Genomic DNA, 13,620 nt, shown 5'->3' on the forward strand with positions numbered 1-13,620 from the left:
AGTCAGGCGCCTTCGTCGGCGCGATAAAGGTTCTTATCGTATAAGTAAGCAATCACCGCCGCGGGCGTCCGGTAGCGCAGGCTCATCCCCGCGCCGGCTCGGCGTCGCAGGTCGGTGGCGGAGTAGTCGCACGCCGGCATCGCGACGAACCGCACCTGGCTCGCGTTCCCTAAGTTCAGGGCGGCGGGGACCACCGCCGTATCGTCCCCGCGATTGACGGCGACGACGGTCGCGAGTTCCAGCACCCGCTGCGGCTCCTTCCAATCGGGCAGGTCGGCGAGCGCGTCGGCTCCCATCAGGAAGAACAGTTCGGCGCCGGGGTTCTCCGCGGCGATCTCGGCGAGGGTGTCGACGGCGTAGCTCGGCCCGCCGCGTTTGACCTCCCGCCGATCGACCTTGAACTGCGGGTGACCGCTGATCGCGAACTGCGCCATCTCGCAGCGCTGCTTGCCGTCCGCGACGGGGCCGTTCTCCTTCAGCGGGTTCGAAGCCGCGGGGAGGAACCGCACTTCATCGAGGTCGAGCTCCTCCCGGCACCGCTCCGCGAGCAGCAGATGCCCCAGATGGACCGGATCGAAGGTGCCGCCGAACAGTCCAAGCTTCATGACAATCAGGGCAGGCGAGCGGGGGCGTCAGCCCTCCGAGTCGGAACGGGCGCGGGGACGGGGGAACGACGTCGTCGCAAATCCTGTCGCCCGCATCCCTTCCGTCAACCGTGCAAACACGGATTGATCGAATGATGTCTACGTGTACACTTATTCTGTTGGCGCTTCGAGCCTGAAGGCTCGGGGGGCTGACGCCCCGCCGCTCGCCGAGATCTTCGAGATGGTCGCCCGCACCGCCACGCTTTCGACTGACGCCGCGGACGCCAAGATGGACCGCATGGAGCCGTCCCCGCCGCACCCTCCGGAGGCTGACGCCCCCGGCTCGCCTCTCGAGACCGGCTCGTCTGCCGGGAAGGAGCAGGGGGCACTGTTCGACCCGCCGGAGCCGACCGCCGAGGAGATCGCCGCCGGCGCCGCGATGGCGTGGGAGATCGCCGCTGCGGAGGATCGCGTCGTCGCGGATGTCGTCCTCAACAAACCGCTGATGGACGCTTACACGTACCTCGTCCCGGAGAACCTGCGGGATGAGATCGCGCCGGGCCGCCGCGTCCGGGTGCCGTTCGGCCGCGGGCCGCGGGGCGGGCGGAGCGAGACCGGGTTCGTCGTCGCCGTGCGGCCGGTGGAGGAGTACGCCAACGAACGCGGCTCGAAGCCGGAGCGGCTGAAGACGATCGATCGCGTGCTGGACGAGGCGCCGCTGGTCGACGCGAAGATGCTCGAACTGTCGCGGTGGATCGCGGAGTACTACCTCTGCGGCTGGGGGCAGGTCCTCTCGTCGGTCGTTCCCGCCGGCGTGAAGCGGAACGCCGGCACCCGCGAACTCGTCTTCTACCGCCCCACCGAGACCGGCCGGGCGGCGCTGGACGCCGGCAGCCTCACGAAGAAGCAGCGGGCCGCGATGGCGGCGATCATCGACGCCGGCGAGCCGGTCCGGGCCGATTACGTCGCGAGCAAAGCGGACTGCGGCGTGGGCGTCGTGACTTCCCTCAAGCACAAGGGTTTTGCGGAGCAGGTCCGCAAACGGACCGACGTGACGGAGTTCGACGACGTGGCGATCGAACCCTGGGAAGAGTTGGTGGCGACGGACGAGCAGCAGGCGGCGCTCGACACGATCCTCGCCGCCCTACGTGGACAGGAATATGCGACGTTCTTGCTGCACGGCGTGACCGGCAGCGGGAAGACGGAGGTCTACATTCGGGCGATCAAAGAGGTCGTCGAGTACGGCCGTCAGGCGATCGTGCTGGTGCCGGAGATCGCTCTCACTCCGCAGACAATCCGTCGGTTCCGCCAACGCTTCGAGCGGGTCGCGGTGCTGCATTCGCACCTCTCCGACGCCGAACGCAGCAAGCACTGGCGGGACATCGCCGCGGGGCGAGTCGAGGTGGTGGTCGGCGCCCGCAGCGCGATCTTCGCCCCCTGTCAGCACCTCGGCCTCGTCATCATCGACGAGGAGCACGAGTCGACCTTCAAGCAGGACAGCGTGCCCCGTTACCACGCCCGGGAAGTGGCGGAGAAGCGGTGCCGCGAAGCCGGCGTGCCGTTGATTCTCGGTTCGGCGACGCCGACGCTCGAAAGCTGGCACGCCGCTCAGGAGGGGCGTTACCGGCTGCTCTCGCTGCTTCGTCGCGTGGGCAAACTGCCGTTGCCGCCGGTGGTGACGGTGGACGTGCGCAACGACCCCCAGGTGAGGAAGGGGAGGGCGATCGGCCGGCAGCTCTCGAACGCGGTGAAGGCGGCGATCGAGGACGGCGGACAGGTGATCCTGTTCCTGAATCTCCGCGGTTTCTCGCCCGCGGTCTGGTGCCGGGCCTGCGGGGCGAGCCTGATGTGTCCGGACTGCGACGTCTCCCTCACCTGGCATCGCGACAAGGGCCGGGCTGTCTGCCACAGCTGCGCCCACGAGCAGACCGTCCCGCGGGCCTGTCCCGGCTGCGGCGCCCACGAATTGAAGTACGTGGGCGTGGGCACGCAGAAGCTGGAAGAAGAAGTGAAGCAGGTGTTCCCCGACGCGACGATCGCCCGCATGGACAGCGATTCGATGCGCAAACCCGGCAGCCACGACGAAGTGCTGACCCGCTTCCGTCACAGCGAGATCGACATCCTGCTGGGCACGCAGATGATCGCGAAGGGTCTCGACTTCCCCAACGTCACGCTGGTGGGCGTGGTCGACGCCGACACCCAGTTGCACCAGCCCGACCCGCGGGCCGGCGAACGGACCTTCCAACTGATCGCTCAGGTCGCCGGCCGGACCGGCCGCAGTTCCCGCGGCGGACGCGTCTACGTGCAAAGCAGCAACCCGGCCGAGCCGGCGATCCGCCGGGCGGCGGGGCACGACTATCTGGGGTTCGTCGCGGACGAACTCCGCGACCGCTGGGACATGAGCTACCCGCCGTATCGTCGGCTCTGCCGGGTGATCCTCCGCGGTCCGGACGAAGCGGCGGTGAAGCGGCGGGCGAATGAGATGGCCAATGCGCTCTCGGCCGCCGCGAAATCACGCAATCTGCCCGTGCAGATCCTCGGCCCGGCCCCCTGTGCCGTGGCCCGCTTGCAGAAGAACTGGCGCTTTCACTTTCAACTGAGCGCCGAGAACCCGGCCGACGTTCGCAGTCTGTGGCGAACGGTCGAACCGGAGTTCCCCACCGGCGGGGACGTCGACTTCGTCGTCGACATGGACCCGCTGAATATGCGTTAGCGCGGACTCGTACTTTCGATAGCGGCGGCTCGGACGGCGAAATAATGTCCGCAGTTTTTGCAGTCCGTCGTGTGATTGGAGAAAGGGTAGAAACTGACACGCTCTCCGCACTGCGGACAGATCTCTCCGGGTGGGATCGGCAGACCGTCTCGATCGACCCATTCCCAGTACGGGTTTGGCCTCAAACACCATTCGATCAACTCACGGACGCCACTAGGTTTCGCAATTCCGCCCGGAGCAAATTCTGGGCACCGGAAGGTTCCACCGCCAAACAGCTTCAAAACTTTGCCGAAACCATCGCCGCCTAACGCAATCCAGCGACGATCGTCACGCTGACGGAGACGGTAGGCAGCTTCAAAGCACCCGTCCTTCTCCGTAACAACAAGCCACAGATGACAGTAATCGTCGGAGAAGCAGACCTGCCAAGCGTAGGTCCGCTCCCCAACGCGGATATAACGGAACTGTTTTTTGCCATAAGCCATGGGACCAGCTTAGCCAATCCCTGGCTGTCGGCTCGCATCAACTTCAGGCCGCCTTGCGCAATTCACCCTTCGCCGCGTAGCGGCCGACTTCGTTGATGCGGCCGTGCAAGTCGTCCAGCACCCAGTGGAACAGTTGGAGGTGCAGGCATTCCACGATCCCCATGTCATCGCAGGGGATGTGGACGTTGTTCTGGGCGAGCACCCGCAGCTTGCCGCCGGTGAAGCCGGTGATGCCGTAGGTTTCGAGACCCTTCCGGTTCGACCACTCGACTGCGTTCAGGATGTTTGGGCTGTTGCCGGAGCCGCTGATAGCGATCAGCACGTCGCCGGGGGAGGCGAGATTCTTGAGCTGCTCGACGAAGATGCGGTCGAACCCCTCGTCGTTGCCCCAGGCGAGGATGTAGGGGGTGTTATCCGTCAGGCTGAGCACCTTGAGCCGCTTCACGGAGTCGTCCGTGAACTTATCGCGGGTCAGGCTGCTCTTGCCGAGGTCTTCGCAAAGGTGGCTGGCGTTCGAGCCGCTGCCGCCGTTGCCGCAAATGAAGACGAAATTGCCGTTCTCGTAAGCCCGATGCACGGCATCGGCGAGGGCTTCCGTCTCGGACAAATCAAGCTGATCCTGCACCTCGCTGATGCGGGTGAGGTAATCGCGCGGGGAGACGTGGGCGCCGAACATCATCGCGCGGACCTGCGGGCGGGGGCCGAGGGGAGGGGACAGGGCGGTTCTCGCACAGAATACGCGGCCGGCGGAAGAGAGATTCTGCAGGAACTCTCCGACCGGTTCGGATCGGCGGGCCGCTGTGCCGGTAGACGGGGCCGCGGGAACCGCTGTACGATCGGCCACGATGACGCGCCGCGCCCCTCGCCGCCAACCACTTTGCGCACTGCTTGCCGCGTGCGCCGTGGGAGCGGGGGCGATCTCGACGTCCGGTTGCGGGGGAGAAGACCCCCAAACCGTCGCCGCGCCCGCCGCTCCGAGCATCAATCGTGCTCCGGCAAGACCGGCTCCCGCGGCGCCGGCCCGGAATAACGCTCCGTCACGCCGGAAACCGACCCGCAGCCCCGCCCCGTTGCGGGCGCTGCCGGAGGGCGCCGCCCGCTATGCAATCATTCCGCCTGCGGAAGGGGCCGACGAAACTCCTGCCGATCGCGCGAACTTCGTCGTGACCGGCGCCGTCCGCGGACCGGTCGACGCCGTCCGTCGACCGGTGTTAGCGGAGACGGCCGGCCCCGACGGTCGGTTTCCGATCGAGTCGATCCCCGCGCCCCCCGGCGGCGCCCCGGGCAGCACGCCCGAGGGATTCGAAGCGATCCCTGCCCGCGGCGCCGGACCGGGCGGACTCCCGCGGCGCATGCGCGACGTGCAGGATGACATGCCGGTCTGCCTCGTTCCGGCCGGGATCGTGCGTCTTGGTTCACCCGACGACGAGCAGCGGCCCGAAGTCTATGTGGGCGCGTTCTATATGGATCAGCACGAGGTGACCGTCGGCCAGTTCCGTCGGTTCCTTGAGGAAAGCGGCGAGCGGACCGCGCCGCCGATCAACATCGACGGGGACGACGACCTGCCCGCCCTCGGCGTTCCGTGGCGGAGCGCGTTCCTCTACGCCAAATGGGCCGGGCGGTCGCTGCCGACCGAGGCCGAATGGGTGCGAGCCGCCCGCGGCGACGACGACTTCCAGTACCCGTGGGGCAACGCTCAAGCGGTGTTTGGGGTCTCCCGTGAGCCGGGACAGATCGATCCCGTGATGAGTTTTCGGATCGATCGCAGCCCGTTCGGCATCTACGACTTGGCCGGGAACGCCGGAGAGTGGACGGTTCAGACCTTCGCGGAGGATCCGCTCCGCGGAGAGCGAACCGATGCGGCCGGCGTCTATCGTAATCCGGATCGCGGGAGCGGGGCCGGGGGAACGAAGGCCGTGCGTGGACTCGGCGAGGGGTGGAACGCCGACCGTCGGGCAGGGCTCGAAGGAACAGAGGAGGTGAAGCAGGTCGGCTTCCGATGCGTGTTTCGCCTGACCGTGGACGGCACGCCCGGCGGCGATCCGCTGCCGAGCGTCGGGGGCGGCGCCGGACGATGACGGACCCGGCGACGGACCCGGCGGAGAAGGACTCCGAACGCGACGTGCTCGTAGCCTACCCGGGCGTCTCGGCGACCGGTCCGGGCCGGCTGCTGGGCCGCGTTTTGAATTGCGTGCCGATTCCGATCGGCCCCGCGACGCTGTCGCAATGGGTCCTCGGGCTACCGCTCGCACCGCTCGGCGCCGCGGTCTACCTGTGGCAGAAGGCGTTCGGCATCCGCTACCGACTGACGGATCGCCGACTGATCGCGGAGACCCCGCTGACCGGTCGCCAATTGGATGCGGCGCTGCTGAGCGACGTCGCTGCGGCAGACGTGTCGCTGCCGGCCGTCTCGCGTTGGTTCCGCGCGGGGGATCTGACGCTTCGAGACGGCGCCGGCACGCGGCTGCTGACGCTCCGTGGCATCCCGTACGTCGAGAACTTCGCCGCCCGGCTGGCCGAAATGAAGGGTGCCCGCCTCTCGATTGACGCCGCCGCGGCTCAGATCGCCGCCCGGCCGCCGCGGGTCCGTCCTTCCTGACGCCCGAATCCTGTTAGGAGACCGGCGCGGCGTCTTCAGACGAACGGTCGGGGCGTTTCGTTTCGGGCAGGAGTCGGTCGAGCAAGCCGTTGACGAACTGCGGGCTGTTCTTGTCGCCGAACGTCCGGGCCAGTTCGATCGCTTCGTTCAACACGATCTTCGGGGGAAGGTCGGTGTGCAACAGTTCGAATAGACCGAGCCGCAGGGCGTTGCGGTCCGTCGCCGCCATCCGCTTCAGCGACCAGTTCCGCGCGACGCCGGAGAGCTTCGCATCGAGATCGTCCCGGACCTCCATTACTCGGGTGTACAGCCGCCACGCGCGGCGGCGCAGCTCGACGTCCTCGGTGCGTTCTTCCAACGCGGACTTCGCGTGCTGGCGGTCGAGGGCGGGGTTCAGGTCGGCTTCGTACAAGAGTTGAAGCGCGATCTCCCGAGCGGCGCGGCCGTCGCCGCGAGCGGCGGAGGAATCCTGATGACTGCGGCGGGACATGAAACGGAAGCCGTCGCGGAAGACGGCGGAGCAATCGCCGTGGGAGAGAGTGAACACGCCCGCCCATTCCTTACCGGAAGAGCTTGCATCGTGAAGGACGGGGCGGCGGGGACGGACCGCGAATCAGCTCGCCCCGGCCCGGATGCTACGCAGTAGGCCCGCCGTTTCAACGGCGGCGGCGGCGGTCTCCGCGCCCTTGTTGCCGTGTTTGCCCCCGGCGCGGCTCAAGGCCTGCTCAAAATCATTCGTCGTCACGACCCCGAACAGCACGGGCGTCCCGGTTTCGCGACTGCTGGACTGAAAGCTGCTCGCCACGGAGGCGTTGATGAAGCGGTCATGTTCCGTCTCGCCCTTCACCACACAGCCCAGACCCAGCACGGCGTCGAACCCGCCGCTCTTGGCGAGTTCGTGACAGACGCCGCCCAACTCGAACGTCCCCGGCACCCGCACCACGGTCAGCGCCTCCTCGTCGGCGCCGAGCCGTCGCAACGTCCCCAGCGCCCCTTCGAGCAGTCGATCGGTAATCAGCGGATTCCAGCGGGCGCACGCGACCGCGTAGCGGCCGCCGGGCAGCACGGGGGGGGCGTCGTGTTCGATCATTCAGCGGTCGGGAACTGCGGGGGAAGGGGGATGCCGGCGTTTTCCAGCAGGTCAGCGGCCCACACCGAGTCCTCGGGAGAGAGCGGCGGTTCCGGCGGGCGAGCGTAGATTCGAGGATGGTAGGCGGATGCTTCGAACACTCGGTCCGTCACGAGACGCAGGTCCAACGGCACGAAATCCCCGTCCCGCAAAGGAATCGGCAGCGTCGGCATTCGGTCGTGCAGCGAAAAGGCGAACAGGTCCACGGTCGGCCTGCGTTCAGCGACACTGACCGTGACGAAGAAGTCGCTGTCCGGCTCGTCGTCCACGGGAAGCCGCCGCCCCGCCCGCAGCAGGTCGATCTCGACGAGATGGGCCGGCGAGTCCAGGAGCGCCGCTCTTTTTACCAAGTAGGCGTCACGATGTCGGATCTTGTTCGTCGGGCTGAGTAATTCGATGACGGTGACGAGTTCTGCGCCCTCCACCGTGCGAATCGCCACTCTACGAACGCGTTCCTCGACGACCCCGGGGAGGATGCCCACCGCCGTCGGCTTGGCGACGACCTGGCCCGATTCGCCCTCTCCCCGATCTCCGTCCACGTTCGTCACGTAAATCGCCGCGTCCCCCTCAGCGATCTTCCTCCGTCGACCGATCTCTCGCGCTTCAGCGGACAGCTCGTGGATGTAGATGTCCGTCTCGACCTCAGCGACGAATCCCGGCGGCATCGATGGGTTCAGCGCCCCAATCGCGTATGCGGAGAAGGAACCATGGAAATTCGACCAACTCCTTTCCAGGAACGGGTCCATGCCGGGGAAGGGGCTGTGCATCGCGTCGCTGGGCCTGGAATCGAGCGAGGTCAGTTTAGCGACATCGCGTCGAGGAACTCCGCGTTGGATTTCGACTTCGACAGCCGATTGACGAGCAGGTCCATGGCGTCCGTCGGGTTCATGCCGGAAAGCGTGCGGCGCATCCGATCGACCTGGCGCTGTTCCTCCGGCTCGCGGAGCAGTTCTTCACGACGGGTGCCGGACTTGTTCACGTCGATCGCGGGCCAGATGCGCTTCTCGACCAGTTTGCGGTCCAGATGCAGCTCCGTGTTGCCGGTGCCTTTGAACTCTTCGAAAATCACCTCGTCCATCTTCGAGCCGGTCTCGACCAGCGCGGTGGCGACGATCGTCAGGCTGCCGCCTTCCTCGACATTGCGGGCGGCGCCGAAGAAGCGCTTCGGGTGTTGCAGGGCGCCGGCGTCGACGCCGCCGGTCAGCACCTTGCCGCTGTGGGGCGTCTCCGTGTTCCAGGCGCGAGCCAGGCGGGTGATCGAGTCGAGGAAGATCACCACGTCCTGCCCGAACTCGACCAATCGTTTGGCCTTCTCGATCACCATCTCAGACACCTGAATGTGCCGACTGGGCGGCTCGTCGAAGGTGCTGGAGACGACCTCGCAGTTCCGACCCTTCACCTGTCGCTCCATTTCCGTGACCTCCTCCGGCCGTTCGTCGATCAGGAGGACGATCACGTAGGCGTCCGGGTGCCCGGCGATCGTCGCCTGGGCGAGTTGTTGCAGGAGCACCGTCTTCCCGGCCCGGGGCGGGCTGACGATCAAACCGCGTTGGCCCAGCCCGATCGGGGCGACGAGATCCACGACCCGCGTGCTGAGTTGCTGGGCGTCCGCGGCCAGTTGCAAGCGCTCCTGCGGATGCAGGGGGGTTAGATCGTCGAACGGCACCATCCCATGCACCGCCGCGGGGTCTTTCCCGCCGACGGCCTCGACCCGCAACAGGGCGAAGTAGCGTTCGTTCTCCTTCGGCGGGCGGATCTGACCGGCGACGGTGGCGCCGGTCTTCAGACCGAATCGGCGGATCTGGCTCGGCGAGACGTAGATGTCGTCCGGGCAGGGCAGGTAGTGGTAGTCCGGGCTGCGGAGAAAGCCGAACCCGTCCGGGAGGATTTCCAGCGTGCCCTCGCCGAACATCAAGCCGGAGAGCTTGGTTCGCTCCTTGAGGATCTTGAAGATCAGATCCTGCTTCTTCAGTCCGCCGTACTCTTCAAGACTGGCTTCCGCCGCCATGGCGAGCAGCTCACGCATGCTCATCCGCTGCAATTCGGAGATGTGAATCTGCTCCGCCGGGCGCGGCCCCAGGGAGGGCGGATCGTCCTCCTCGGTCAGCATCGACAACGTCCGCGGCTCCTCGGCCTTCGGCTTCGGCGCCGAAGGGGGCGGGACGGGGAGCGGGTTGGACTCCTCCGCGGCGTTGACGGGCACTTCCGACGGGGCGGTCCCGCTGGGCGGATTGAGCGTCGCCTGGCTCTTCGCCATCCGGTCGCGGACGCTGGCCCGCTTCTTCTTCGACGAATTGGACGAGGAAGACATCGCGGGCGCGGGGCGGGGGGTGGGGGAGGGTACGGGCATCAATGACACGTCAATTCGTGACCGCGGCGGCGGGCTGGGCGAACAGATCCGGCCGGGCGGCACGCACCGGAGCGGCGGGCGAGGGTTCGACGCCCCATGCCTGAAGGAGGTCGTCGAAGGAGCGAACGGCATCAGCGAGCAAGCCGCCGTTGTCGACCGTCGCATCGGCGGCGGCCCGTTTGCGGTCCAGCGACCACTGACTCGTTTCCCGCCGGTCTAACTCCGCCGCATCCCAGCCGCGCGAGGCGACCCGTCGCAGCCGTTCGGACCGGGGCACGTCCACGAAGACGACCTTCTCACAGAGATCCCGCCAGCCGGTCTCCAGCAGGACCGCGGCATCCAGCAAGACCGCCTCGTATCCAGAGGCGAGCAGATCCTCGGCCTCGCTCAGCAAGCGGCGTCGGATCACCGGGTGCACGATCGCTTCGAGGGCTGCGAGCGCCGCCTGCTTGCCGGGGCCGAACACTTTCGCCGCGAGCTTGGATCGATCGATCTCACGATGTGCGAGATCGCCGTGGGCGAAGAAGATCTCCGCGCCGAATCGATCATGCAGAGCGATCTTCACCGCATCCTCGCGCAGCGCCTCGTGGCCGGCGGCGTCGCCGTCGAGCACGGCAAGATCCCATCGCTCCGCCACCGCGGAACAGAGGGCGCTCTTACCGGATCCGACGCCGCCGACGACCCCGAACACGGGGGCAGGCGCAGAAGTAGACACAGGGTGGGCAGGGGTGGAGGGGGCCGCGGGCTGCGGCAGGGAGGGAACCCGAAACGGGCGCGGCCCATCGTCCTGCCGCCCATCCACCCTGTCAACGGCCTAATCAGTCCGCTGACGAGGAACCTCGGGTCACTTCGCGTCGAGCCAATTCTCCCCAATATTCACGTCGACCCGCAGCGGGACGTCGAGGCTCATCGCGGCGGTCATCTCCTCGGTCACCAGCGCCGCCAAGTCGTCCACGCGATCTGCGGGGGTCTCGAACAGCAATTCGTCGTGGATCTGCAACAACAGTCTCGCCGGGTGCCCTTCCTGGCTGAGACGATTCGACACGGCGATCATCGCCAGTTTGATCAGGTCCGCCGCGGACCCCTGAATGACCGCATTGAACGCCGTGCGCTCCGCGAGGTTCATCTGGCCGATGTATTTGGGGCGTAGGCCCGTCACCTCGCGCCGCCGACCGAGAATCGTATAGGCGTAGCCGCTGTTGCGGACGTTCGACAGCGTCTTCTCGATTAACGTCCGCACGCCCGGATAGGTGGCGAGGTAGGCGTCGATAAACGTTTGAGCCTCGTCTTGCGGGATGCCCAAAGTGGCGCTCAGACCGTACGAACTCTGGCCGTAGATCACGCCGAAATTCGTGGTCTTGGCGATCGCCCGCTGCTCCTTCGTGACCTCGTCGAGCGGCACGCCGAAGATCTCCGCAGCGACGGAGGCGTGCACGTCGCGGTCTTCCGTGAAGGCGTCCACCAACGCCGCGTCACCGCTGTAGTGGGCGAGGAAGCGGAGTTCGATTTGCGAATAGTCCGCCGCCAGCAGCTTCCAACCCGGTTCGCCGGGCACGAACGCTTTACGGACGCGGCGGCCCTCCTCGGTGCGGATCGGGATGTTCTGTAGGTTCGGATCGGAGCTGCTCAGGCGGCCGGTCGAGGTGACCACCTGATTGAAGGAGCAGTGAATGCGGCCCGTGTCCGGATGCACGAGTTTCGGCAAGGCGTCGACGTAGGTGCCCTGCAACTTCGTCAGCCCGCGGTGCTCCTGCACCTTCGCGGGCAAGGGGTGCTTGGGGGCGAGCTTTTCGAGCACCTCCGCATCCGTGCTGGGGCCGGTCTTCGTCCGCTTCACGATCGGCAGCCCCAACTCCTCGAACAGCACCACCTGCAACTGCTTGTTGCTGCGGACGTTGAACTCCCGGCCGGCGAGATCCTGGATCTCCGCTTCCAGTTGTTCCAACCGGGCCGTGATCTCCGCGGACTGGCGTTCCAACTCCGGCACGTCCAAGGCGATGCCGGTGTGCTCCATATGCGCGAGGATGGGGATCAGCGGCCGCTCCGCGGTTTCATACAGCTCCCAGAGGTGCTCCGCTTCGAGCTTCTCCCGCATCAGCTTCGCGAGTTGCCAGGCGACGTCGGCGTCTTCCGCGGCATAGGCGGTGACCTCCTCCACCTCGACCTCGAACATCAGCTTCTGGTCCTTGCCCTTCCCGATGAGGTCGGAGATCGGCGTGGTGCGGCGGTCCAGATGACGCCGGGCGAGGGCGTCGAGGCTGTGGCTGCGCTCGCCGGCGGCCAGCAGATAGTCGGCGACCATCGGATCGACGCCCACGGTCGCGACGTCCGCGCCCGCCCGCAGCAGCACGGTGAGGTCGTACTTCAGGTTCTGGTTGTGAACCGTCTTCGCCGGGTCCATGAGGATCGGCCGCATCGCCTCCAGCACGGCGATCGGTTCGAGGGCCGGCGTGCCCTCCGGGGCGTTCACCGGGATGTAGTAGGCCTTGTGATCCTCCCAGCAGACGGCCCAGCCGACGATGTCGGCTCGGGAGGCGTCGGTGCTGGTCGTTTCGAGATCGAGGCAGAACGCCGGCTGTTCGCGGAGGTCGTCGAGGAAGGCGTCGAACTTCTCCGGCGTGTCCACGAGAATCGCGTCGAGTTTCGCCCCGTCGTCCTGCTCGCCCCGTTTGCGGCGGACGTATCCGCCGGCGCCGGTGATCTGTTTGGGGGCGTCGGACGAATTGTCCCGGGCCTCCTCGGAGAGCCGCTTGAAACCCAATTCCGTATAGAGCGTCAGCAGGCGATCGTGGTCGGGGACGCTGATCTCGGCGTCCTCCCAGGTCATCGGGAGTTCGAGATCCGTCCGCAGGGTCGCCAGTTCCTTGGAGAGCACGGCGTTCTTGCGATGCTCCGGGTCGGCGAGGTTCGCGCGGACCGTCTTGTTGAGCACGCGGCTCTTCTCAATGGCGTCCGGCCCCGGCGCCGCGGCTTCGAGAACGCCCTCGAGCGTGCCGTAGCGTGTCAGCAGTTCGGTCGCCGCCTTCGGGCCGACCTTGGGCACGCCGGGGATGTTGTCGGAGGTATCGCCGACGAGTCCCTGAAAGTCCGTGACCTGATCGGGCCGCACGCCCCACTCCTCAAGGAGTTCCTCCGGACCGATCGTCTTGCCGCTGCGGCAGTTGAACAGACGGATGCTCTCCGAAACGACCTGCCGGGCATCCTTGTCCGTGGTGACGATGCGGACCTCGAACCCCGCCGCGGCGCCCTTCACGGCGAGCGTCGCCATCACGTCGTCCGCTTCCTGCCCGGGGAAGGAGACGCAGGGGACGCCATGGCCGGCCGCCATCTCCAGGATCAGCGGGATCTGCGTCTGAAGGTCGTCGGGCGTCTCCTTGCGGGTCGCCTTGTACGCCTCGAACTGCGTGCTGCGGTCGGTCTTCCCGCCTTCGAGACACATCACGAGGTGCGACGGCTTGCGGTCCAGCAGCGCCCGGAGGTCGCGGGTGAAGCCGAACACGGCGTTCGTCGGCTGACCCTTTGGCCCCGTCATCATCGGGATGCCGTGGTAGTTCTGAAACACCAGCGAGTAGGTGTCGATCAGATACAGCAGCTTGCGTTCGGGGTCGGCCATCGGGCGCTTTTCTGGGCGGGCTACGGGCGGCGTGTCGGAGAGGACGACGGGGCGGGCGGCGGGGGGCGACGCACGGTAGAGGTCCGTCGCGCCGCCCCCAAGCGGACGACCCTTGGCGCCCGAAGCGCGTCGTACCCCACAGAACCCAAT

The 13,620-nt window shown here is 67.0% G+C and carries 12 protein-coding genes; 3 read left to right on the forward strand and 9 right to left on the reverse strand.

All coding sequences use genetic code 11. The annotated features are described in order from the left end of the window. Positions 1-2: 2 nt before the first annotated feature. Positions 3-605: a nicotinate-nucleotide adenylyltransferase gene (gene nadD / locus LzC2_RS00305; protein ID WP_171182489.1), complete on the reverse strand. Its 603-nt coding sequence runs from the start codon at positions 603-605 to the stop codon at positions 3-5. 142 nt (positions 606-747) lie between these two features. On the opposite strand from nadD, the gene priA reads away from it, so the two are divergent. Beyond that, a complete protein-coding gene (gene priA / locus LzC2_RS00310) occupies positions 748-3,297 on the forward strand; it encodes a replication restart helicase PriA (protein WP_315854469.1) in 2,550 nt (849 codons plus the stop codon). Here priA and LzC2_RS00315 read toward each other — a convergent pair. Both LzC2_RS00315 and LzC2_RS00320 read right to left on the reverse strand, forming a co-directional pair. Beyond that, positions 3,294-3,779 (reverse strand): hypothetical protein, encoded by a 486-nt coding sequence (locus LzC2_RS00315; RefSeq protein ID WP_171182490.1) that lies wholly within the window; start codon positions 3,777-3,779, stop codon positions 3,294-3,296. The two genes, priA and LzC2_RS00315, sit on opposite strands and share 4 nt — an antisense overlap. A 43-nt stretch (positions 3,780-3,822) precedes the next feature. Next, complete coding sequence (locus tag LzC2_RS00320; RefSeq protein ID WP_171182519.1) at positions 3,823-4,455, reverse strand: D-sedoheptulose-7-phosphate isomerase; 633 nt, start codon at positions 4,453-4,455, stop codon at positions 3,823-3,825. Between the two features lie 169 nt (positions 4,456-4,624). Here LzC2_RS00320 and LzC2_RS00325 point away from each other — a divergent pair, with 169 nt between their 5' ends. Both LzC2_RS00325 and LzC2_RS00330 read left to right on the forward strand, forming a co-directional pair. Further along, entirely contained in the window at positions 4,625-5,857 is a 1,233-nt protein-coding gene (locus LzC2_RS00325; protein ID WP_171182494.1) for a formylglycine-generating enzyme family protein, read from the forward strand. Further along, a complete protein-coding gene (locus LzC2_RS00330; RefSeq protein ID WP_171182496.1) occupies positions 5,854-6,378 on the forward strand; it encodes a PH domain-containing protein in 525 nt (174 codons plus the stop codon). Before LzC2_RS00325 ends, LzC2_RS00330 begins: the two co-directional genes overlap by 4 nt. A 13-nt stretch (positions 6,379-6,391) precedes the next feature. Here the strand turns inward: LzC2_RS00330 and nusB are convergent, their stop codons facing one another. The 6 genes from nusB to polA form a co-directional block, all read right to left on the reverse strand. Beyond that, positions 6,392-6,925: a transcription antitermination factor NusB gene (gene nusB / locus LzC2_RS00335; RefSeq protein ID WP_206678503.1), complete on the reverse strand. Its 534-nt coding sequence runs from the start codon at positions 6,923-6,925 to the stop codon at positions 6,392-6,394. 66 nt (positions 6,926-6,991) lie between these two features. Continuing rightward, a complete protein-coding gene (gene ribH / locus LzC2_RS00340; protein WP_171182498.1) occupies positions 6,992-7,468 on the reverse strand; it encodes a 6,7-dimethyl-8-ribityllumazine synthase in 477 nt (158 codons plus the stop codon). Then, positions 7,465-8,274 carry a DUF4058 family protein gene (locus LzC2_RS00345; protein WP_171182501.1) on the reverse strand — a complete coding sequence of 270 codons (810 nt, stop codon included), beginning with the start codon at positions 8,272-8,274 and terminating at the stop codon, positions 7,465-7,467. The genes ribH and LzC2_RS00345 overlap by 4 nt, the downstream gene beginning before the upstream one ends. Before the next feature lie 29 nt (positions 8,275-8,303). Then, complete coding sequence (gene rho, locus LzC2_RS00350; protein WP_246254602.1) at positions 8,304-9,617, reverse strand: transcription termination factor Rho; 1,314 nt, start codon at positions 9,615-9,617, stop codon at positions 8,304-8,306. 250 nt (positions 9,618-9,867) lie between these two features. Beyond that, on the reverse strand, positions 9,868-10,548 hold the full coding sequence (gene coaE / locus LzC2_RS00355) for a dephospho-CoA kinase (protein ID WP_171182505.1): 681 nt from the start codon (positions 10,546-10,548) through the stop codon (positions 9,868-9,870). A gap of 153 nt (positions 10,549-10,701) precedes the next feature. Next, positions 10,702-13,470 carry a DNA polymerase I gene (gene polA, locus LzC2_RS00360; RefSeq protein ID WP_171182507.1) on the reverse strand — a complete coding sequence of 923 codons (2,769 nt, stop codon included), beginning with the start codon at positions 13,468-13,470 and terminating at the stop codon, positions 10,702-10,704. Positions 13,471-13,620: the final 150 nt, after the last annotated feature.

The organism is Alienimonas chondri (genome assembly GCF_013036045.1).
GTDB lineage: Bacteria > Planctomycetota > Planctomycetia > Planctomycetales > Planctomycetaceae > Alienimonas > Alienimonas chondri.

Excerpts from the sequence above, each read along its gene's own strand:
- LzC2_RS00325 (WP_171182494.1), top strand. The coding sequence starts at position 4,625 with ATGACGCGCCGCGCCCCTCGCCGCCAACCACTTTGCGCACTGCTTGCC.
- LzC2_RS00345 (WP_171182501.1), bottom strand. The coding sequence starts at position 8,274 with ATGCACAGCCCCTTCCCCGGCATGGACCCGTTCCTGGAAAGGAGTTGG.
- LzC2_RS00320 (WP_171182519.1), bottom strand. The coding sequence starts at position 4,455 with ATGTTCGGCGCCCACGTCTCCCCGCGCGATTACCTCACCCGCATCAGC.
- ribH (WP_171182498.1), bottom strand. The coding sequence starts at position 7,468 with ATGATCGAACACGACGCCCCCCCCGTGCTGCCCGGCGGCCGCTACGCG.
- polA (WP_171182507.1), bottom strand. The coding sequence starts at position 13,470 with ATGGCCGACCCCGAACGCAAGCTGCTGTATCTGATCGACACCTACTCG.
- LzC2_RS00330 (WP_171182496.1), top strand. The coding sequence starts at position 5,854 with ATGACGGACCCGGCGACGGACCCGGCGGAGAAGGACTCCGAACGCGAC.
- LzC2_RS00315 (WP_171182490.1), bottom strand. The coding sequence starts at position 3,779 with ATGGCTTATGGCAAAAAACAGTTCCGTTATATCCGCGTTGGGGAGCGG.
- nadD (WP_171182489.1), bottom strand. The coding sequence starts at position 605 with ATGAAGCTTGGACTGTTCGGCGGCACCTTCGATCCGGTCCATCTGGGG.
- rho (WP_246254602.1), bottom strand. The coding sequence starts at position 9,617 with ATGCTGACCGAGGAGGACGATCCGCCCTCCCTGGGGCCGCGCCCGGCG.